This is a genomic window from Streptomyces sp. NPDC057616 (assembly GCF_042800575.1).
Classification (GTDB): Bacteria; Actinomycetota; Actinomycetes; order Streptomycetales; family Streptomycetaceae; genus Streptomyces.
This window is the reverse complement of the sequence record NZ_JBHVGU010000005.1, coordinates 276096-296663: the sequence shown is the minus strand read 5'-3', so window position 1 is coordinate 296663 and position 20568 is coordinate 276096. Positions and strand designations below refer to the sequence as shown.

The following is a 20568-nucleotide window of genomic DNA, read 5'->3' as shown; positions in this document are numbered from 1 at the left end:
GGAGGGGGTGGGGGGGGGGAGGGGGGGGGAAAAGAAGGGGGGGGGGGGGGGGGGGGGGGGGGGGAGCGGGGGAACCCCCCCCCCCCCCCCGCCGAGATGCACGAGCCGTAGGTACGGGGGGAACCCCGGCTCTGTGCGACGGCCGATGACCAGTCGGCTCACTCATTACTGCGCCGGGGCGGCCGAAAACGTTACTCGCGCGGCCGAGAAAACTTCCTCCGCCGTGAAACCGCAGGTCAGAGCGCGCTGAGCGTCGGGCTCGGGGACGCGGTCGGGGTCCTGATCAGCTGCCTGGGCAGCAAGGGGGCGTAGGAGGGCGACGCGGTGGCGCCGGTTCCGCCGACGCCGGGCAGTATGCCGTGGCCGTCGTCGTCACCGCCCTGGTCGCCCTGGTCGCCGCCCTGGCCGTGCTCGCCGCCGGGGCCGTTCTGATCGCCCTGGCCGTCGCCGCCCTTGCCGTCCCGGTCGTCGCCCTTGCCGTGCCGGGAACCGCCCTCGGCGAGCGCCAGTACGCGCTTGCAGTACTTCCGCACGCGCTGGGGGTCGGAGCTGCCCACGGCACCCTCGAGGGCGCGCCGGCGGCCGGTGCCCAGGTCGTTGCCGTCGCGTAGGTCGGTGCAGGCCGACGGCGCTCCGCGCCACCAGCCGATGCCGTCTCGGCTGCCGTTGCCGGTGCCGGTGCCCGGCGCGGACGACGCCGCGCCGGACGAGCCGGGCGGGATCACCGGGCCGGTGGGGGCGCCGGAGGAGCCGTCGGGTGTGGGCTCGCCCTGGGAGCCGCCCGGCGAGGGCGACACGAGCGGGCTCTGCGGCGACGCGGGCGCCGAGACGGAGGTGCCGGGGTTCGGCCGGTCGTGGCCGAACGGCGTCGGGAGCACTCCGCTTGTCGCCGCGACGGCGACTCCGCCGACCATTCCGGCCGCCAGTACGGCCGTCAGCACGAAGCGCGCGGACCGGCCCCGGCGGGAGCTGCGTTCGCTCCGGGCGGGGCCGCCGATACGGACGAGACCGGCGTCCGGGGGCGGGGGTGGCGCGGCCTGCCGGCCGGTGGCGGACCGCTCGGCACGGGCGTCGGAGCGCGCGGCCCGGAAGGCGGCCAGCGCGGCGGCCTCACCAGGCAGTTCGACGCTGCCCGGCGGGGGTTCCACGGTCAGTCCCTCGAGCGTCTTGGCAAGGCGTTCGGCCTGATCACGGACGGCGGGATCGACAGCCTCGAGCGACTCCCCGCGCAGCAAACTTTCCGCTGTTTCGCGGTCCAGCCACCTGTACTGCTCGTCGGCCATCACATGTCCTTCTGCGTCCGCGCACGCATATGCGTCACACTCGCGGACGTCACCGCGGCGTCGCGCGGTTCTCGCTGGGGCGGCAGCCCGTCCAGACCGCCGGTCGATTCCGGATCGTCGCCGAGCAGTTCGGCGAGCCGCTTCAGACCGCGGTGCGCCGCCGTCCGTACGGCGCCCGGGCGCTTGCCGAGCGTCTCGGCGGCGGTCTTGGCGTCCAGGCCCACGACCACCCGCAGCACGACGGCCTCGGCCTGGTCCTGCGGCAGCCGGGCGATCAGGGAGAGGGTGTGGTCGGTGGAGAGCGACTCCATGGCCTCGCCCGCGGTGTCGGACTCGGCGGGTCTGCCGGTCAGTTCCGTCTCGTCGCCGCCGATGGCGGGGCGGCGCCCGCGCATGCGTATGTGGTCCAGCGCGCGGTTGCGGGCGATCCGGGCGGCCCAGCCGCGGAAACGGTCCGCGTCGCCCTCGAAGCGCTCCAGGTCACGGGCTATCTGCAACCAGGCCTCGGACGCGACGTCCTCCGCGTCCGGGTCACCGACCAGTGTCCGGACGTATCCGAGCAGGCGCGGGTGCACTGCGCGGTACACAGTCCGGAACGCGGTCTCGTTCCCGTCCTGTGCCGCAAGCACCGCGGCCGTCAGCTCCGCGTCGTCCCCCAGCACCAGTGGTTCCTCGTTCGATGGTCGCGGCGTCGAGGCCGCCGATCCTTGCCGTGATCTTGTCTTCCGCGCCCGGCGCGAAAGGCACGTTACGACCTGAAACCGCTGCTCGTCCATGTCCGTACAAGATGCAACCACCCAGGACGCGGAGCGGAATGCCTGGGGTGTGACAGAAACCGCACTCATGGCGCTGTAGGAAGTACGGGTCGCCGCGCGGCCCGTGCCGCGCGACGGCCGGGGCCTCTCCTGTGGGGGGTGGCGGCCCCGGCCGTTGCTTCGGTGGCGCACGGCAGGGCCGTGAACGCGCCACGACGGGCACCGGACGAGGGCATGCTGAAGGCAGCGACCCTTACGAAAAGGGCCGCTTGTCCTGGAAAGCTACTTGTCCTTCTTGCCGGATCCGGCGCCGGTGGAACCGCTTGAGCCGGCAGCGCCCGCCGACCCCGAAGAACCGCCCGAACCGCTCGCGTCGGGGTTCTTCGTCGCCCTGCCCCGCTGCGTGCTCCGCGGGTTCTTCGGCTTCCTGGTCGCCGACGGCGTGCTCCCGGCCGACGGCCCGGCCAGCTTGGCGGCGCAGTAGGCCGCGACCTTGTCCTTGCCGCCGGCGGCCGCGATCAGCCGCTGCCAGGCGGTCGAGTCCAGCGCCTTGCCGCTGTCCTTGACCTTCTCGTACGCCTGGCAGTGCGCCTCGGTGTCCTTCGCCGTCTCCGGCCGGTCCGCGGCGGCGGTCGAGCCGGGCGTGTGCGACGGCGTACCGGACGGAGCCGCCGACGCGTGGGTCCGCTGCCCTGAGCCGTGCCCGTCGTGCGAGGAGCCGTGGACGGAGTCGATCGCGGCGAACGCGACGCCGCCCAGGGTGAGGCCGGCCAGGGAGAGCGTGAAGGTGACGCGCAGCGAGCGGCGGATGCGGCGGTGCTCGCGCGGGCGCCAGTCGTCCCGGCGGCGGGTCCGCCCGCCGTGCACCGCGGTCTCCCGGGCGGCGCGGAACGCCGCCACCGCCCGCCGCTCGGCGTCGGCGTCGAGCGCCTCCGTCCGCAGCACGCCGGCGATCAGGCTCTCCAGTGCCGGGCCGGCCGGCCCGTCGAGGGGGCCCGGCCGGGCTCCGCCCGGGTGCGCGTGCCGACGGGCGCGGGCGCCGCGGTCGCTGTGCCGGTCACCCATGTCCGTATCCATCCGTGTGCGGCGGCCGGGCGTTCACGCCGGTCCCGCCGTCGTCGTCATTCGTCGCGTCGTGGACGTTCGATCCGTCGTGGACGGTCGCTCCGCCGCTGTCAGTCATGTCGACTCCCCCAGCGTCCGAGGATCGTCATTCGTCACACCCGGCCCGTTGATCAAGGTCGCGAGACGCTTCAGTCCCCGGTGCGCGGCCGTGCGCACGGCGCCCGGGCGCTTGCCGAGGACGCGGGCCGCCGAGGGCCCGTCGAGCCCGACGACCACGCGCAGCAGCACGGCCTCGGCCTGGTCGCGCGGCAGGCTGCGGACCAGCTCCAGGGCGCGCTCGGTGGACAGCGCCTCCAGGGCCTGGTCGTGGGTGCTGTGCGGCCCGGCCAGCTCCAGCACGTCCGCGTCGAGCCCCGCCGACCGCGGCCGTACCTTCTGCCGGCGCAGGTGGTCCAGGGCGCGGTGCCGGGCGATGGTCGCGGTCCAGCCGCGGAAGCCCGCCCCGTCGCCCTTGAACCGCCCGAGGTCGCGGGCTATCTCCAGCCAGGCGTCGGACGCCACGTCCTCGGCGTCGTCGCCGACGATCCCGCGCAGATAGCCGAGGAGCCCTGGCTGCACGATCCGGTACGCGCGGGCGAAGGCGGCCTCGTCACCCTCCTGGGCCCGCGCGACGGCCGCCCCCAGCTCCTCGTCGTACGCCTGCGCGCGGCGGGGTTCCCGTCCCTGGCCCAACAGATTCCTCGTCGTTCGTACGAGTGGTGCGCGGGCTCCGCAGAACCCGCCCCGTGCCCCACACCGGTCCGTGGACACGCCCCCACGGTCCTCAGCGCCGGGCGTCACGGAAGTGTCACAGGTGACGTTTGGTCAAAGCTGTGCGCTGTGTGTAGTTGCCACCTTCCGTCACAGGTGTGCCACGCATGTACTTCTCTTAGGGGTGGGATAATTGAGTCCTCGCGGGACGCGCGCGTACAGACCGCTGAGCCTGAAACGCCGGGCATGGCTGACGCTCGGCGCGGTGGTACTGGGAGGGGGCGGCGTCGTCACGTACGCCGTCGCCAGCCCGTCCGCCGACCACCAGGCGCCCGGCCGCGCCAAGCGGCCGGTGAAGGTCTACGACATGGCGCTGAAGACCACCGCGAACGGCAAGCGGGAACTGCCGCGCACGGACACCAAGCAGTTCTCGATGCTCGGCGTCTCCTGGACCGGGGCGACGCAGCGGCTGCACGGCACGGCCCAGGTCCGTACGCACAGCGTCGAGACCGGCGCGTGGAGCGCCTGGCGGGACCTGGAGGCGGACGCCGACCCGCTGCGCGACCCGCAGGCGGGCGCCGACGCACGCGGCGCGTCCGAGCCGCTGTGGGTCGGCCCGTCCGACGGCGTCGAGGTCCAGGTCGTGCACAAGAACGGCTCCACCAGCGCGGGACTGCCCAAGGGGCTGCAGGTCAACCTGGTCGACCCGGGTGTGGTCACCGACGCCGAGACGAAGGCGAGCGACCCCTCGAAGGAGCCCGCCGCGTTCGTGGCGGACACGACGCCGGGCGCCACGCCGGCGGACACCACGTCGCCGAGCCCGACGGACACGGCGTCCCCGAGCCCGACCGACAGCACCTCCGCCGGCCCGACCGACAGCACGTCACCGAGCCCGACGGGCAGCGCCTCCGCGAGCCCGACCGTGCCGACCGCGCCGCCGTCCACCGTCCCCGAGCCGCCGATCACCTCGCGGGCCGGCTGGGGCGCGGACGAGTCGATCAGCCCGGACCCGTCGGAGTACAACGCGGACGTCAAGGCCGTCTTCGTGCACCACACCGACGGCTCCAACGACTACTCGTGCGCCGACTCGGCCTCGATCGTGCGCGGCATCTACGCGTATCACGTGCAGGTCAACGGCTGGAACGACATCGGCTACAACTTCCTGGTCGACAAGTGCGGCACGATCTTCGAGGGCCGCAAGGGCGGCGTCGACCTGCCCGTGCTCGGCGCGCACACCTACGGCTGGAACCGCGAGTCCGCGGGCATCGCGGTGCTCGGTGAGTACACCTCCACCGGGGCCTCGAACGCGGCCCTGGCCTCCGTCGCCCGGGTCGCGGCCTGGAAGCTCGGCCAGTACGGCGCCGATCCCGCCTCGACCGTGAAGCTCACCGCGGGTGCGGCGCAGACCAACTACTTCGGCACCGCCTTCACCGCGGGCAGCCAGTACACCTTCAACCGGATCTCCGCGCACCGCGACGGCTACAACACCCAGTGCCCGGGCAGCTCGCTCTACGCCCAGCTGCCGACCATCCGCGCCTGGGCGGCCGGCCCGGTGCAGGGCCTGAAGCTCACCTCGCTGTCCGGCGCGGGCCTGTCCGGCTCGACGTACTACACCAAGGGCGCGATCACCGCGAAGTGGTCGACCACCACGCCCGGTTCGCTGATCTCCAAGTTCGAGCTGCTGGTGGACGGCAAGGTCGCGGCCACCGCGACGGGCTCGGCCACCTCGGTCGCCGCCACCGTGCCGGCGGGCAGCCACAGCGTCGCCGTGCGGGCCGTGCACCAGTCGGGCAGGACCGCGACGAGCGCGGCGCTGACCGTCGTGACGGACACCACCGCGCCGACGTTCACGACCACCCCGAAGATCTCGCTGCGCACCGGCACGGTGAACACCACCGCCGTCCCGGTCACCCTGGGCTGGAAGGCGGCCGACAGCGCCGCGCTGAAGTCGGTGAGCCTGCTGTCCCCGACGACGGCCACCTTCGGCCCGACCACCACCAGCTCCAGCCGCACGGCCAAGTCCGGCACCGCGAGCACCTGGTCGATGAAGGCGTACGACTACGCGGGCAACACCAGGACGTCGTCGCCGTCGTACACGCCGGTGATCCTGCAGGAGACCTCGGCCGTCAAGTCCGGCAGCTGGACGACCCGTTCCTCCAGCAGCTACCTCGGCGGCAAGTCGTACTCCAGCGGTTCCAAGAACGCGAGCCTGACCTGGACGTTCACCGGCCGCTCGGCGTCCTGGGTGGTCTCCCGGGCCTCCAGCTCCGGGCAGGTCTACGTCTACGTCGACGGCACGAAGGTCTCCACCGTCGACCTGAAGTCCTCGACGACCCTGTACCGCCAGGCCATCTGGACCAAGACCTGGTCCAGCAGCGCCAAGCACACCGTGAAGGTCGTGGTGGTGGGCACCAGCGGCCGCCCGACGATCACGACGGACGGCCTGGTCTACATCAAGTAGCGGCTACATCGACGAGCGGCTCACAGCGCCGAGTCCACCGGTTCGGGCGTCTTCGATGCGGAACTCTGCATCGTGGGCGCCCGACGCGCGTTGATGACCACCCCGGCGATCAGCGCGGCCAGCAGCAGCGCGGCCATCGCCCACCAGGTGGCGACGTTGAAGCCGTGCACGGTGGCCTTCGCCGACAGCAGGCGCTGGTCCACACCCGGTGCCGCGTGCGTCGTCAGATACCGCGCGGTCACGGTCGCGGCGATGGTGTTGAGCAGCGCCGTACCGATCGAACCGCCCACCTGCTGGGCGGTGTTGAAGGTCGCCGAGGCCGCGCCCGAGTCGCGCGGCGCGACGCTGCCCGTGGCCAGCGACACCGAGGTCATCATCGCCGTGCTCATGCCGAGACCGAGCATCAGCATGCCGGGCAGGACATGCGAGGCGTACGCGGGCTCCACGCCGACCTGGGCGATGACGGCCAGGCCGCCCGCGGCCAGCAGCAGCCCCGGCACGATCACCACGCGGGGCGGCACCCGGGTCAGCAGCCGTGCCGCGATCTGGGTCGAGCCGATCACCATCGCGACCGTCATGGGCAGGTAGGCGACCCCGGTCTTCAGCGGCGACCAGCCGAGCACGCCCTGCAGGTAGTAGGTGAGGAACAGGAACGTGCCGAACATGCCGATGGTCACCAGCAGCGTGGTCAGGAAGGCACCGACGCGCTGCCGGTCCTTCACCACCGACGTCGGCAGCAGGGGCACCCGGGCCCGCGTCTGCCACCAGCCGAACGCCGCGAGCAGCACGACCCCGCCGGCCAGCAGCGTCAGCACCCGTCCGTCGCGCCAGCCGCGCGACTCCGCCTCGGAGAAGCCGTAGACCAGCGAGAGCATTCCGGCGGACCCGAGGACCGCGCCGGGCACGTCGAGGCGGGCGTCGGGGTGGCGCTCGCCGGGCGCGAGCAGCGCCAGCGCGCCGAAGAAGGCGACCAGGGCGATGGGGATGTTGACGTACAGGCACCAGCGCCAGTTCAGGTACTGGGTCAGGATGCCGCCCGCGAGCAGGCCGACCGCGGCGCCGGCGCCGATGATGGCGCCGAAGATGCCGAAGGCCTTCCCGCGGTCCTTGGGATCGGTGAAGGTCGTGGCGAGCAGCGAGAGCGCGGACGGCGCGAGCAGCGCGGCGAACGCGCCCTGCAGGGCCCGCGCCCCGAACAGCATCCCGGAACCGGCGGCGGCTCCGCCGAGCGCGGAGGCGGCGGCGAAGCCGAGCAGCCCGATCATGAAGGTCGTCCGGCGGCCGACCAGGTCGGCGACCCGGCCGCCGAGCAGCAGCAGTCCGCCGAAGGCCAGCGTGTAGGCGGTGATCACCCACTGGCGGTTCCCGTCCGACATGTTCAGGTCGGCCTGGGCGGACGGCAGGGCGATGTTCACGATGGTCATGTCGAGGACGACCATCAACTGGGCGAGGGCGATGACCACGAGCGCCCACCAACGGCGGTTGTCAGCCATACGGCCCATCCTGCGCCCACCGACGCCCGTTTGGGAACGCCAGCGTCTCTTATTACGGGGTTTTTGCCGCCCCGGGCGCCGCACCGGCCGCCGTCACCACGTCCCGGCACAGCAGCCGCAGCGAACCGTCGCCCTGGTAACAGCGCCGGGCCTCGTCGATCGGGTCCCACATCCGCCCGTCCGGCGTCCGGATCCAGTGCTCCCCGTTGCCCGTCCACCACTCGGCGCCGGTCTGACGGACGATCACCTCGCCCGCGTACGCCCCGAAGGCGCGCAACTCGCTCTCCACGGCGGCGTACGGCGCCCCCTCCTGCCGTATCCCTTCGATGATCCGGTCGACGCGCCACACACTCTGTGCCGAGTAGTCGAGGCGCACCCGCGCCCCCTCGCGCATCGCCGCAACCGCGTCCGCCGCCCACCGCACGGGCTTCGTCGCCGCGCTCGGCCTGGTCTCCTGGAAGGTAGTCACATACACAGGAGCGGAACTCGTGTGCCGGACGTCACGCCCATTCCGGGGGTTTCCCAGGACGGGTGCAGGACCGCCCCAGCCCCGCCGCAGGACGGACACAGGACGCTCCCAGGTGCGCGTTTCCTCCCGGGAGTGACGCTTCGCCCCGTCCGTGCGCTCCTCTCACTGATGAGCATGTACTTCCATCTCCGCGCGGTGCCCCCGTCGGCGCTGCGCAACAGCGCGAACTGGTTGCAGCGGCTGTTCGAGGACGACTGGACGACCGTGCGCCGCAGGATCGACCGGCACCGGGAGGAATTCCTGTACCGGCACCATCCCGACCACCACCTCCTCTACGCCGGCGCTCCCCCGCACCGCACCGAGGACGGCCCGCCGTCCGACGTGGTGCTCGGCGGCAGCCCGGTCCCGCACCCGGAGCCCGACCACCCACCGTTCCTGCTGCTGCCGGCGGCCCGGGCCGCCCAGGTCGCCGCGTTTCTCGCGACGGCCGACATCACGGACCTGTGGCACCGGGCCCGCGAGGAGCTCCTGCCCCACTACGGCGGCGCCCCGGCGGAGGACCAGACCCGCACCCTCTTCGAGTCCACCCACCACGACCTGACGGCCTTCTACGCCAGGACGGCCGAGTACGGGGACGCGGTGGTCAAGTGCGTGCTGTGACCGGCGGGGCGGGCCTACCCCAGGCGCGCCCGCCGGGCGACGACTGCCTGCAGCACCCGCCGCCCCTCGACGGAGACCTCCAGGGCCCGTCGCAGGCCGCCCGCGCCATGCCCGGCCAGCACCTCGAGCACCGTCACCTGCCGCCGCAGCTCCGCGGCGACGAGGGGGGACATCCCGTCCGTACGTCCCTCGCGACGCGCGTCGACCGACGACGCCTCGTCGTCGACCAGATCCAGCAGCCGGTGGATCTGCAGCGCGGCGACCGAGCAGGCGTCCGCCCACACCCGTACCGGGCCACCGCTGGGTTCGTCGGGCGCGGCCGCCAGCATCCGGCGGGCCAGCATGGTCGCCTCGCTGTCGCCCGGCTCCTCCGGCCGGCCGAGCTTGCCGCGCGCGTCCTCCAGCCGCTCGCTCCAGTCACCGGTGCCGTCGGTGTCGGCGAGGTTGGCCCACAGCGGGCGCAGCACCTCGTCGTCGCCGCCCAGCAGGGGCACGCAGCGGTCCAAACAAGCCAACCCACTGGCCGCCAGTCCGCGTTCGTCGGCCTGAGCGATCAGGTCCACCAGGCTCATCCACGCCTCCCTCTGCGGGGCTCTCGCACGGTTCAGCAGGGCTCTTCCCTCACCGAGCCCGCACTTTCCCTTACTGCGTGCGACGGCCCGTGAGTGTCACAGCGGGACCACGCCCAGCCGGTCGAGCAGCCGGAAGAAGAGGTTTTCGGCCAAGGGGTCCGCATCGGCGGTCAGTACGTCGACCAGCGGTTCGGCCGCCACGTCGTGCCCGGCCTCCGCTGCCCAGGCGACCGCCCGGCCGGCCGCGTCCTGGGGTTGCAGGAAGTAGTCCTCGAGCGTGAGCCCGTCGTTCCCGGCGCCGAGGTGGCGGGCCATCGCGGCCCGCGCCAGACAGGTCGTCCACGCCCCGCTCTCCGGCGCCGAGGCCTCGACGACCACGCAGTCGCTGTCCATGACGTACCCGAAGAGCGCGGGCGCGCCCGTCTCGCCGGCGAGGAGGTTCATGTTCCCTACCTCGCCCTCGCCGTTCGGGTACTCCCACACCTGCCAGCCGCCCGGTGCCTCGAGGCGCAGCTCCATGCCCTTGGCGTCCGACAGCGCGTCCAGCTCCGCGAGCGGCCGCTCGCTGCGGCCCACCACGAAGTACCCCCAGTAGCCCATGTCCCGCTCCCCCACGGCCGTATCGGCTTCGGCTCGCGCCGAATACACCACATTCGTACGGCAGTTCGCAGCCTTACGCGCCAAATGGCCCGGGGCCGCGGCGGGGTTCAGCCCAGCTTGGCCGCCAGCGCCTGGAACTGCGCCCACGTCAGCGCCGGCCTGCGCGCGTCCCACAGCTTCTGCACCGTGGCCCGCAGCGGCATCCGGATGCCGGCCGCGACCTGGTCCTGCGTCTGCGAGCCGGAGAGGTCGCACCAGACGGCGAAGGATCCGCCGAGGATCTGCGCGTCGTAGGAGGCCGGCACCGCCTGGGTGCCGCGCACCACGCGCGGGGTCCACTGCTCGTAGATCCGCCGGCCCGTCGGGTACACGAAGTCGTTGGGCTGCCCGAGGACGTAGTAGAGGTACTCGTCGTTGTAGTTGATCAGCTTGCGCCCGGCGCTCAGGTACGCCACCGGCTGCCGCGCCCCGAACTCCTTGCCGGTCCAGTACGCGGCCTGCAGGTCCTTGGCGGGCTGCACGGACGTCCCGGCGTAGAAGCCGTCGTTCCACGCCCGCATCGTCCGCTGGTGCGCCCGGACCGTCCTGGCCCGGTCGTTCAGCCACCCCGTGGCGAGGTCGGAGATGGTCCCGCCGGGCCCGTACGCCTTCCGGGCGGCCGCCGCCAGCTGCGGGTAGGAGGCAGACGGATCGGACGCCATCAGCGCCTGGTACTCGTCGCCGCCGAGGTTCCACAGGCCGCCGGGGAAGAGACCGGCGTACTCGTTCAGCAGGTCGTCGACGATCTTCGCGGCGGCCGGCTTGGAGATGTCGAGGGCCCCGCGCGCCGCCACGCCCCGCGTGTTGCGCAGCTGGAGGTCGGGGTGGGCGGCGATGACGGCCCCCAGGTGCCCGGGCGAGTCGATCTCGGGGACCACGGTGATGTGCCGGCTCGCGGCGAGGTCGACGATCTTCTTGACCTCGGCCTTCGTCAGATGCTGCGACGAGACGATCTCCGGGTGCGTGCGGGACTCGATCCGGAAGCCCTGGTCGTCGGAGAAGTGCAGCCCCAGCTCGTTGAACTTCAGGTCGCCGAGCTCGCGCACCCGGTCCTCGATCCAGCCCGCGGTGAAGTGCTTGCGGGCGATGTCCAGCATGAACCCGCGCACCGGCTTGGCCGGCCCGTCCTTCACGACGCCCTCGGGCGCGGTGCCCCCGCCGTGCACCTCCTGCTTGAGCGTCCGGGTGCCGTAGAAGACCCCCGCGTCGGAGCGCCCGCTGATGGTCACCCGCCCGCCGCGCACGGTCATCGTGTACGACTCCGGGTCGGCCCCCTCGTCGTCGTTCAGCGCCAGCCGTACGTCCCCGGCCCGCACGTCGTCCTTCTCGCCGCCGTACGCCAGCCCCAGCTCGCCGGCGATCAGCCGGCCCTCGTCGGCGAGGTCGGCGTCCCCGACCACCACGCGCTCACCGCGCGCCGGCCGCCAGCCGGGCCCCCGGGCCGCGGTGTGCGAGCGCACGGCGGGGATCGTGCCCGGGGCCTTGGAGAGGGCGTAGGAGCGCGTCGGGCTCGGCTTCGCGCTCACCCCGCCGGAGCCGGACGCGTCCCCGGTCCGGCCGCCCGAGGGCTGCTGCTGCGCCGATCCCGCCGGGCCGCCGCCGTCGCCGGAGGCCCACAGCCCGAGACCCACCCCTAAGGCGATCGTCCCGGCGACCGCGCCCGCGACGATCATCCGCCTCTGTTTCACGTTCCGCGCCGGAGGCCGGCGCCGGTGCTGGCTCACGAGCCCAACCTAGAACCCACGGGCACCACGATGCGTCCACCACACGTTCCGAAACTCTCCCCTCCGGGTGAAATTCGGGCATCCGTCGGACACGTCATGCCCACTCTCGATAACGTGACGTCACACCTCCCACAGCTTCCTCAGCCGAAACCCACGTGACGCCCACACATTTTCCTGGCCGAGTCGCCGCCATACCGGCGCTGCCCGAGCAGACGCGCACTCCACCGTCCCCGAGGGGGCTGCGGGAGTTCAACACCGCGCCCACCGACGAGGCGCGGCGCCTGCTGCTCTCCTGCCTCCGCAGCCTCAGCTGGGCCCACCGGGTGGCGGCCCACCGCCCCTACCCGGACCTCGGCTCCCTCCTCGCCGCCTCCGACGAGGCCGCCTACGACCTCTCCCCTGCCGACCTGTCGGAGGCGCTGGCCGGCGAGGCCTGGCCGGCCCTTCCGGACGAGACGTACGCGGCGGCCCACACGGCGCTCAGCGCGGCCCACGCCGCCTACGAGGCCCGTTTCGGCCACTCCTTCGTCATCTACGTCGGCGACGCGCCCCCCGGCGAGTACCTCGACCGCATCCTCGAGGGCATCCGCTCCCGCCTGGCGAACGACCCGGAGGAGGAGCGCGTGGTGGCGGCCGAGGAGCTGCGGCGCCACGCGAAGGACCGCCTGGTGCAGCTGCTCAGGGGCGCAGTCGGTCCATAGCGGGGCACACCGTCCCGGAAGCCGCCCCTCTAACCCATACGCGTGCCACTTTGATCACACCGGTAGGCCCGACGTAAGCCCGGCGGCGGCGCCTGAGTACGATGCTGGGGGCCGGTGGACCGTACCCGGCCGGGCCCGACCGACAGCACAAGCCGGCGCGGCCCCAATCCCCGCTCCCGGAGGGACTTCCGTGCCGGCTGGAACGCTGTACCGCGGCCGGGAAGGAATGTGGTCCTGGGTGGCTCACCGAGTCACCGGCGTCCTCATCTTCTTCTTCCTGTTCGTTCACGTGCTGGACACCGCTCTCGTTCGTGTCTCCCCCGAGGACTACGACAAGGTCGTAGCCACGTACAAGACCCCGATCGTGGCTGTGCTGGAGTACGGCCTCGTCGCGGCCATCCTCTTCCACGCACTGAACGGCCTGCGCGTCATCGCCGTCGACTTCTGGTCGAAGGGCCCGCGCTACCAGAAGCAGATGCTCTGGTCCGTCGTAGGCATCTGGGTCGTGCTGATGCTCGGGGCGATCTACCCCGTCCTCGGCCACGCCGCTCGTGAACTGTTCGGGAGCTGACACCGATGGCGACCACTGAAACCCCCGCGTCCGGGATCGGCCCCGTCGAAGGCGACTCCGTCTACACGGTCGACAACCCGGCGCCCCTCATCGAGGCCCCGCGCAAGCGCACCAAGAAGACCCCGAAGTCGACCCGGGGCAACTTCGAGATGGCGGCCTGGCTCTTCATGCGCCTGTCCGGCGTCGTCCTGGTGGTCCTGGTCATCGGCCACCTGCTGATCCAGCTGGTGCTGGACGGCGGCGTCTCGAAGGTCGGCTTCGCCTTCGTCGCCGGCCGCTGGGCGTCCCCCTTCTGGCAGGTGTGGGACCTCCTGATGCTGTGGCTCGCGATGCTGCACGGCGCCAACGGCCTGCGCACGATCATCAACGACTACGCGGAGCGCGCGAACACCCGGCTGTGGCTGAAGGCCCTGCTCTACACCGCCACGGTGTTCACCATCCTGCTGGGCACGCTGGTGATCTTCACCTTCGACCCGAACATCCGCTAGGCACGGGGCTGCGAGAATCATGAAGATCCACAAGTACGACACCGTCATCGTCGGCGCCGGCGGCGCCGGCATGCGCGCGGCCATCGAGTCGACGAAGCGCAGCCGCACCGCCGTGCTGACCAAGCTGTACCCCACCCGCTCCCACACGGGCGCGGCGCAGGGCGGCATGGCCGCCGCGCTCGCCAACGTGGAGGAGGACAACTGGGAGTGGCACACCTTCGACACGGTCAAGGGCGGTGACTACCTGGTCGACCAGGACGCCGCCGAGATCCTGGCGAAGGAGGCCATCGACTCGGTCCTCGACCTGGAGAAGATGGGCCTGCCGTTCAACCGGACGCCCGACGGCACGATCGACCAGCGCCGGTTCGGCGGTCACAGCCGCAACCACGGCGAGGCCCCGGTCCGCCGCTCCTGCTACGCGGCCGACCGCACCGGCCACATGATCCTCCAGACGCTGTACCAGAACTGCGTCAAGGAGGGCGTGGAGTTCTTCAACGAGTTCTACGTCCTGGACCAGCTGATCACCGAGGTCGACGGCGTCAAGCGGTCGGCCGGCGTGGTGGCCTACGAGCTGGCGACCGGCGAGATCCACGTCTTCCAGGCGAAGGCCGTGATCTACGCGTCCGGCGGCTGCGGCAAGTTCTTCAAGGTGACGTCGAACGCGCACACCCTGACCGGTGACGGCCAGGCGGCCGTGTACCGGCGCGGGCTGCCGCTGGAGGACATGGAGTTCTTCCAGTTCCACCCGACCGGCATCTGGCGCATGGGCATCCTGCTGACGGAGGGCGCCCGCGGTGAGGGTGGCATCCTCCGCAACAAGGACGGCGAGCGCTTCATGGAGAAGTACGCGCCGGTCATGAAGGACCTCGCGTCCCGTGACGTCGTCTCCCGCTCCATCTACACGGAGATCCGCGAGGGCCGCGGCTGCGGTCCCGAGGGCGACCACGTCTACCTCGACCTCACGCACCTCCCGCCGGAGCAGCTCGACGCGAAGCTGCCCGACATCACGGAGTTCGCGCGCACCTACCTCGGCATCGAGCCCTACACGGACCCGATCCCGATCCAGCCGACCGCGCACTACGCGATGGGCGGCATCCCGACGAACGTCGAGGGTGAGGTCCTGATCGACAACACCACCGTCGTCCCGGGCCTGTACGCGGCCGGCGAGGTCGCCTGCGTGTCGGTGCACGGCGCCAACCGCCTGGGCACCAACTCGCTGCTGGACATCAACGTGTTCGGCCGCCGGGCCGGCATCGCGGCGGCGGAGTACAGCCAGAAGGCGGACTACGTCGAGCTGCCGGACAACCCGGCGCAGCTCGTGATCGACCAGGTCGAGCACCTGCGGACGTCGACGGGCACCGAGCGCGTGGCGAACATCCGCCGCGAGCTGCAGGAGACCATGGACGCGAACGTCATGGTGTTCCGCACCGAGCAGACGATCAAGACGGCCGTCGAGAAGATCGCCGAGCTGCGCGCGCGCTACAAGAACGTCGCGATCCAGGACAAGGGCCGCCGGTTCAACACGGACCTGCTGGAGGCCGTCGAGCTGGGCAACCTGCTCGACCTGGCCGAGGTCATGGCCGTGTCCGCCCTGGCCCGCAAGGAGTCCCGCGGTGGTCATTACCGCGAGGACTACCCCAACCGCGACGACGTCAACTTCATGCGCCACACCATGGCGTACCGCGAGGTGGGCGACGACGGCACCGAGTCCATCCGTCTCGACTACAAGCCGGTCGTCCAGACCCGCTACCAGCCGATGGAGCGTAAGTACTGATGGCAACCCCTGTTCTGGACAAGGTGGAGGCGGAGTCCGCGGCGTCCCCCTACATCACGGTCACCTTCCGTGTCCGCCGCTTCAACCCCGAGGTCTCGGCCGAGGCGACCTGGGAAGACTTCCAGCTGGAGATCGACCCCAAGGAGCGCGTCCTCGACGGCCTGCACAAGATCAAGTGGGACGTCGACGGCACGCTGACGTTCCGCCGGTCCTGCGCGCACGGCATCTGCGGCTCCGACGCCATGCGGATCAACGGCAAGAACCGCCTTGCCTGCAAGACGCTGATCAAGGACATCAACCCCGAGAAGCCGATCACGGTCGAGCCCATCAAGGGCCTGACGGTCCTCAAGGACCTGGTCGTCGACATGGACCCGTTCTTCCAGGCGTACCGGGACGTGATGCCGTTCCTGGTCACGAAGGACACCAACGAGCCGACGCGCGAGCGTCTGCAGTCGGCGGAGGACCGCGCGCGGTTCGACGACACGACGAAGTGCATCCTCTGCGCCGCCTGCACGTCCTCGTGCCCGGTCTTCTGGAACGACGGCCAGTACTTCGGCCCCGCGGCCATCGTCAACGCGCACCGCTTCATCTTCGACTCGCGTGACGAGGCCGGCGAGCAGCGCCTGGAGATCCTCAACGACCGTGACGGCGTGTGGCGTTGCCGCACGACCTTCAACTGCACGGACGCCTGCCCGCGCGGCATCGAGGTCACCAAGGCGATCCAGGAGGTCAAGCGGGCGCTGATCACCCGGCGCTTCTGAGCTCCACTCCCCCGCGTGGGACGGGCCCCGTCTCCGGTCTTGCACCGGGGCGGGGCCCTCGCGCGTCCGCCGTGGGTCTCACAGCTGGCTGAGGATCGCCGGGTCCGTGATCGTCGTGTCGTCGGCCAGCAGCATCGCCTTGGACAGGATCACCGCCAGCATGCGGTCGCCCTCGTACGGCAGGTAGCCCGTGGGCGAGGACGACGGGCCGGCCTTCGGGACGATGCACAGGTACTGGTCGTTGGGGCTCATCAGGATGTTGCCCGAGCCCAGGTGGATCTTGTACGTGTGGCGTTCGCCCGTCACGTGCAGGAAGCGGCCCCGCAGCGTGCAGCGGCCGGCGATGGCCAGCCTCGGTATGAGGCGCTCCAGCAGGGCGCGGCGCGTGCGGGCGCTCTCGCCCAGTTCGCCGAAGCTGTAGCCGGACCAGTACTCGCGGAAGCGGCCGTCCGGGCCGCCGTCCTGCCAGGTCGGGTCGTTGCCCACGCTCGCCACGCCGACGAAGAGGTCCACGTCGCGCAGGACTTCGGACAGGACCAGGGGCGGGATGCCGCTCAGGGGCAGCGGGTCCACCGGGTCCGAGCCGTCCCGCAGCCACATCTCGTACTCGCCGCCGGCGCAGTGCGCCGAGTTCTCCGGGGCGTCGATCGGGTAGAAGCGGACCTGGTCGGTGCGCAGGCGGAGGTAGGAGCCGGACTCGGTGATGTCCTCGTGGTGCTCGCCGCCGTCGCCCTCGATCCAGTACTCGGCGCGCAGGCCCCACCGGGGGAGCTCGCGGACGGCGGGCGGTGCCGAGTCGTCGACGGCCAGGCGCAGTTTGTTGCGCCAGCCGCGGACGGCGGCCAGGGAGTGGAACTGGTGCTGGCGCAGGACGTGCGCCGCGAAGCGGTTGGAGTACGTGCCCGTCGTGCGCTCGGCGTCCGTGAGGAGGTACACCTCGCGGTGGGCCTGCTTGAACGGCTGCGTGACGGCGTGCCGCTCCAGCCAGTCGCGCCAGGCGACGATCTGTGCGGTCTCGTGGCCCACCGGGTGCCACAGGCGCACCTCGGTGCCTTCGGTGACCGGGTCGTCGGTGAGGGTGCGCAGGGCGCCGTCCGCGTAGCCGGCCGTCCTGCCGTCGATCGTCCACAGCAGGCGGCGGGCCAGCGTGCCGACCAGGGGGTGGTCGAGGTAGCGCTCGCGCCAGGCGGCGTAGGTCCAGGTGCGGCGGGCGAGGAACTGGCGGTCCAGGCGCTCGCTCTGCGCGGCGAGCATCCTGTCGATGTCCTTGACCGCCGCCTTCAGCTCCTTGAGCTGCTCGGCGTGGTCGCGCCGCACCGTCGCCGGGACGCTCTTGACGGCCTTGCCCGCCGCGTTGCGCCAGGTCAACCGGGCCTTGGTGCCGTGCACGTCGACCAGGGCGGTCACCTCGCCGAGCGCGTGGCGCGCACGGCCGACCTCCGTCAGGCCGTACGCCGGCACGGCCAGCTCCTCGATCTCCTCGCGCCCGAGGCCCATCGCCTCGGCGCGCGCGTCCAGCGCGGCGTTCAGCAGCTTGAGGGTGCCCTTGTACGTGACGCGGGTGCCGAGCCGGGCCAGTTCGGCGAGGGCCGCCTCGCCGTCGATGCGGGCCAGCGCGTTGACCGCGGCGTTCGCGACCTTCGGGTTGCGCGGGCCGATCCCGGCGACCTTCTTGAGGGAGGTCTCGACGAGGGCGCCGAGGGCGCGCGCCGTCTCCGGGTGCGGCGGGAGCAGGGAGAGCAGCCAGGCGAGGCCGCGCAGGGCGTTGGCGTTGTAGGGGTCGTAGGCGTGGGCGACGTCCGGCCCGTACAGCAGGCGGGTCAGCGGGAGGGTGCGGGGGCGGCCGACGAGGGCCAGCCAGGACAGCACCGAGGTGCGGACGCGGTCGGCGCCGAGGGCGTCGATCAGGGTGCGGGCGCGCCGGTCCCATGCGGCGTTCGGCCTGGCGGCGGTCGCGGTGAGGGCGTGCTCGACAAGCGCCTGCTCCTCGGGGCCGGTGGCGTCCGCCATCGCCCGCTCGGCCCACTCCTCGCCGACGTTGAGGACGGGCTCGCTGAGCTTGTTGGCCAGGTCGGCCAGCTCCCTGAAGCGGTAGGCGTCCATGGCCGTGCGGCGGAAGACGGCGACGACGGCGGGCGGCAGGGTGCGGCCGGCGGCGAGCTCGGCCTCGGCGAGGACGTCGTAGCGGTTGGCGTACCAGTAGGAGGGGCTCTCGGCGAGGCGCTCCAGCGCGGTCCGGCGCTCGGCGGCGAGCGGGTCCCCGGGCAGGTCGAGGCCGGCGAGGCCGAACAGGACCAGCAGGTTGTGCCGGACCTCCGACTCCTCGCCGAGCGAGCGGAAGCGGTCGAGGAGCGCCTGCGCGAGCCGGTCGCTCCCGGCCGCGGGCAGGCCCCGTACGAGATCGAGGATGTCGGCCCAACCGCCGTTCCAGTTGCCCTTGTTGGTGACCGACGTCCTCAGGAGGCGGTCCGCCAGCCTGCCGATGTTGCCGGCCTCGATCTCGTTGCGCACGAGCTGGGTGTGGGAGCGCGGCGTGTCGCGGGCCATCAGCCACCCACCAGCGGCACGAGCTTCAGGAACGTCACCTCGGTGCCGGGCGGCAGCTCGACCTGCTCGTCGAGCCCGGTGACCTGGCGGTCTCCCACCAGCAGCAGGAAGCCGTTGCCCGCGAACGCCTTCAGGGCCAGCTCCGTCTGGGCCTCGGGGTCGATCCGGCGGGGCGTGCGCAGCGCATAGCCGTTCAGCACGCGCTCGGTGTCCTGCGGCTGCACGAGTCCCTGGAAGACCTGCGGCGTGCGCGCGTTGTACTCGGCGACCTCCTGGAACACGCGGCGCCGGATCAACTCGCCCACGGTGAGCCGCTCCTCGGCGATCTCGAGCTCCCGGCCCGCGCCGCGCTCCCCCGCCGTCGTCTCGTCGACGAACATCACGATTGCCATGCCGCCGACAGTAAAGGGCACCACTGACAATCACCGGTTCCGGCGATCACCCCACCTATTCTGACGGTATGTCAGATGACCAGTCGTACGAACTGCTCGGATTCGACAACGTCCTGCTGCCCGTCGGCGACCTCGGCACGGCGGTCGGCTTCTACGAGAGCGCCGGATTCTCGGTGGGGTTCCGGTTCGACGAGGCCGGGATCGCACTGCTGAAGGCCGGGGGCGAGACACCCGGCGTCCTGCTGCGCCAGGAGGAGGGGCTGGGGCACAGACCGCCGCCCTGGCCCTCGGCGCGCCTGTGGATCGAGGTGGCCGACGCCCGGGCGGCGGCGCGCACCCTCGCCGCGGCCGGCATCACCCCGCTCGACGAGCCCTTCGCCGTGGCCACCGGCTGGACGGTGGAGATCGCCGACCCGTGGGGAAACGTCGTCGGGTTCACCGACTACAGCAAGCGCCCGGAGCTGGGCCGCCGCCCCTGAGCCACCCGCTCCCCCTCTCTGGTTGAACACGTTCAAAAATGGGTCTAGAGTCATCCCCGTCAGCTTTTTGAACACGTTCAAGAAGGGGTGGGGGCATGGACCGCACGGTCGTCGCCTACGTCATCTACCTGCTGGTCAGCATCGCGCTGACCGTCTGGGTGGCCCGCACGCTCAGCCGCAACGGACGGATCTTCCTGGCCGACGTGCTGAAGGGGAACGAGCAGCTCGCCGAGGCCGTGAACCACCTCCTGGTGGTCGGCTTCTACCTGGTCAACCTCGGCTTCGTCGCCCTGTACCTGAGCGGCGACGGGACCGTCGAGGACACCCGGGGGATCTTCGAGACCCTGTCGACCAAGCTCGGTGTGGTGCTGCTGGTGCTCGGCGTGATGCACCTGGGCAACGTGTACGTCCTCAACAAGATCCGGCGGCGCGGGGCGCTGGAGCGCGAGCAGGTGCCCCCGGTCGCGCCGCAGGACTGGGTCGGGGCGTGAGGAACGTGGGCGCCACCGCGGCGGACCGGGTCCCGGTCCGCCGGCTCACCCTCCTGTACGACGCCGAGTGCTCGCTGTGCACGTTCCTGCGCGAGTGGCTCACCCGGCAGCCGCAGCTCGTGCCGCTGGAGCTCGTGCCCGCGGGCTCGGAGCAGGCCCGGCGGCGCTTCCCCGCCCTCGACCACCGCGCCACCCTCGACGACATCACCGCCGTGGGCGACGCGGGGCAGGTCTACCGGGGCGCCGCCGCCTGGATCGTCACCCTGTGGGCGCTGCGCGAGCACCGGGCGCTCGCCCACCGGCTCAGCACCCCGGCGGGCGCGAAGCTCGCCAAGGGCGCGGTGCTCGCGGCGGCGAGGTGGCGGGGCGGGCAGTGGGGCGGTCGGGCGTACAGCCGCCAGGACGGCTGGCGGTACGACCCGGGGACGGGCTGGCGGTACATCGCACCGGGCTGCGACAGCGGTACGTGCGTCACCCCTTAGGCTCTCGTTCC

The 20568-nt window shown here is 72.0% G+C and carries 21 protein-coding genes; 10 read left to right on the top strand and 11 right to left on the bottom strand.

What is annotated here, in order from left to right; genetic code table 11:
• Positions 1-236: 236 nt before the first annotated feature.
• From ACFU97_RS08460 to ACFU97_RS08445, 4 genes are all read right to left on the bottom strand, one after another.
• The gene (locus ACFU97_RS08460; protein WP_384252601.1) at positions 237-1283 is read right to left on the bottom strand and encodes a hypothetical protein; all 1047 of its coding nucleotides are present in this window, start codon (positions 1281-1283) and stop codon (positions 237-239) included.
• A complete protein-coding gene (locus tag ACFU97_RS08455) occupies positions 1283-1945 on the bottom strand; it encodes an RNA polymerase sigma factor (protein ID WP_384252599.1) in 663 nt (220 codons plus the stop codon). Before ACFU97_RS08455 ends, ACFU97_RS08460 begins: the two co-directional genes overlap by 1 nt.
• Before the next feature lie 375 nt (positions 1946-2320).
• Complete coding sequence (locus ACFU97_RS08450) at positions 2321-3103, bottom strand: hypothetical protein (protein ID WP_384252596.1); 783 nt, start codon at positions 3101-3103, stop codon at positions 2321-2323.
• Positions 3104-3217: 114 nt separating this feature from the next.
• Positions 3218-3835 (bottom strand): RNA polymerase sigma factor, encoded by a 618-nt coding sequence (locus ACFU97_RS08445; protein ID WP_384252594.1) that lies wholly within the window; start codon positions 3833-3835, stop codon positions 3218-3220.
• A 250-nt stretch (positions 3836-4085) separates the two neighbouring features.
• Here ACFU97_RS08445 and ACFU97_RS08440 point away from each other — a divergent pair, with 250 nt between their 5' ends.
• Positions 4086-6314: an N-acetylmuramoyl-L-alanine amidase gene (locus tag ACFU97_RS08440; RefSeq protein ID WP_384252731.1), complete on the top strand. Its 2229-nt coding sequence runs from the start codon at positions 4086-4088 to the stop codon at positions 6312-6314.
• Between the two features lie 20 nt (positions 6315-6334).
• Here ACFU97_RS08440 and ACFU97_RS08435 read toward each other — a convergent pair whose 3' ends face one another.
• Complete coding sequence (locus ACFU97_RS08435; protein WP_384252591.1) at positions 6335-7807, bottom strand: MFS transporter; 1473 nt, start codon at positions 7805-7807, stop codon at positions 6335-6337.
• A gap of 52 nt (positions 7808-7859) precedes the next feature.
• A complete protein-coding gene (locus tag ACFU97_RS08430) occupies positions 7860-8276 on the bottom strand; it encodes a hypothetical protein (protein WP_384252589.1) in 417 nt (138 codons plus the stop codon).
• A 174-nt stretch (positions 8277-8450) separates the two neighbouring features.
• Here ACFU97_RS08430 and ACFU97_RS08425 point away from each other — a divergent pair, with 174 nt between their 5' ends.
• Positions 8451-8936: a DUF1877 family protein gene (locus ACFU97_RS08425; protein WP_384252587.1), complete on the top strand. Its 486-nt coding sequence runs from the start codon at positions 8451-8453 to the stop codon at positions 8934-8936.
• Positions 8937-8950: 14 nt separating this feature from the next.
• Here the strand turns inward: ACFU97_RS08425 and ACFU97_RS08420 are convergent, their stop codons facing one another.
• From ACFU97_RS08420 to ACFU97_RS08410, 3 genes are all read right to left on the bottom strand, one after another.
• Positions 8951-9508 (bottom strand): hypothetical protein, encoded by a 558-nt coding sequence (locus ACFU97_RS08420; RefSeq protein WP_384252585.1) that lies wholly within the window; start codon positions 9506-9508, stop codon positions 8951-8953.
• Between the two features lie 96 nt (positions 9509-9604).
• Positions 9605-10108 (bottom strand): hypothetical protein, encoded by a 504-nt coding sequence (locus ACFU97_RS08415; protein WP_384252582.1) that lies wholly within the window; start codon positions 10106-10108, stop codon positions 9605-9607.
• Between the two features lie 107 nt (positions 10109-10215).
• Positions 10216-11820 (bottom strand): family 20 glycosylhydrolase, encoded by a 1605-nt coding sequence (locus ACFU97_RS08410; protein ID WP_384252729.1) that lies wholly within the window; start codon positions 11818-11820, stop codon positions 10216-10218.
• Positions 11821-12026: 206 nt separating this feature from the next.
• On the opposite strand from ACFU97_RS08410, the gene ACFU97_RS08405 reads away from it, so the two are divergent.
• The 5 genes from ACFU97_RS08405 (at position 12027) to ACFU97_RS08385 (ending at position 16166) form a co-directional block, all read left to right on the top strand.
• Positions 12027-12572: a 2-oxo-4-hydroxy-4-carboxy-5-ureidoimidazoline decarboxylase gene (locus ACFU97_RS08405; RefSeq protein ID WP_384252579.1), complete on the top strand. Its 546-nt coding sequence runs from the start codon at positions 12027-12029 to the stop codon at positions 12570-12572.
• A 190-nt stretch (positions 12573-12762) separates the two neighbouring features.
• Positions 12763-13143: a succinate dehydrogenase, cytochrome b556 subunit gene (gene sdhC, locus ACFU97_RS08400; protein ID WP_079061657.1), complete on the top strand. Its 381-nt coding sequence runs from the start codon at positions 12763-12765 to the stop codon at positions 13141-13143.
• A gap of 5 nt (positions 13144-13148) precedes the next feature.
• Entirely contained in the window at positions 13149-13631 is a 483-nt protein-coding gene (locus ACFU97_RS08395) for a succinate dehydrogenase hydrophobic membrane anchor subunit (protein ID WP_384252577.1), read from the top strand.
• A gap of 19 nt (positions 13632-13650) precedes the next feature.
• Entirely contained in the window at positions 13651-15405 is a 1755-nt protein-coding gene (gene sdhA, locus ACFU97_RS08390; protein WP_384252575.1) for a succinate dehydrogenase flavoprotein subunit, read from the top strand.
• Complete coding sequence (locus tag ACFU97_RS08385; RefSeq protein WP_384252572.1) at positions 15405-16166, top strand: succinate dehydrogenase iron-sulfur subunit; 762 nt, start codon at positions 15405-15407, stop codon at positions 16164-16166. The genes sdhA and ACFU97_RS08385 overlap by 1 nt, the downstream gene beginning before the upstream one ends.
• Positions 16167-16244: 78 nt before the next feature.
• On the opposite strand, the gene ACFU97_RS08380 is transcribed toward ACFU97_RS08385, so the two are convergent.
• Positions 16245-18713: a DUF4132 domain-containing protein gene (locus ACFU97_RS08380; protein WP_384252570.1), complete on the bottom strand. Its 2469-nt coding sequence runs from the start codon at positions 18711-18713 to the stop codon at positions 16245-16247.
• Entirely contained in the window at positions 18713-19105 is a 393-nt protein-coding gene (locus tag ACFU97_RS08375) for a hypothetical protein (protein WP_384252567.1), read from the bottom strand. Before ACFU97_RS08375 ends, ACFU97_RS08380 begins: the two co-directional genes overlap by 1 nt.
• A 68-nt stretch (positions 19106-19173) precedes the next feature.
• On the opposite strand from ACFU97_RS08375, the gene ACFU97_RS08370 reads away from it, so the two are divergent.
• The 3 genes from ACFU97_RS08370 to ACFU97_RS08360 all read left to right on the top strand — a co-directional run bounded on the left by ACFU97_RS08370 (position 19174) and on the right by ACFU97_RS08360 (position 20557).
• Positions 19174-19584: a VOC family protein gene (locus ACFU97_RS08370; RefSeq protein ID WP_384252564.1), complete on the top strand. Its 411-nt coding sequence runs from the start codon at positions 19174-19176 to the stop codon at positions 19582-19584.
• A gap of 95 nt (positions 19585-19679) precedes the next feature.
• The gene (locus tag ACFU97_RS08365) at positions 19680-20075 is read left to right on the top strand and encodes a hypothetical protein (RefSeq protein WP_384252561.1); all 396 of its coding nucleotides are present in this window, start codon (positions 19680-19682) and stop codon (positions 20073-20075) included.
• A 5-nt stretch (positions 20076-20080) separates the two neighbouring features.
• Positions 20081-20557 (top strand): thiol-disulfide oxidoreductase DCC family protein, encoded by a 477-nt coding sequence (locus ACFU97_RS08360; protein ID WP_384252726.1) that lies wholly within the window; start codon positions 20081-20083, stop codon positions 20555-20557.
• Positions 20558-20568: the final 11 nt, after the last annotated feature.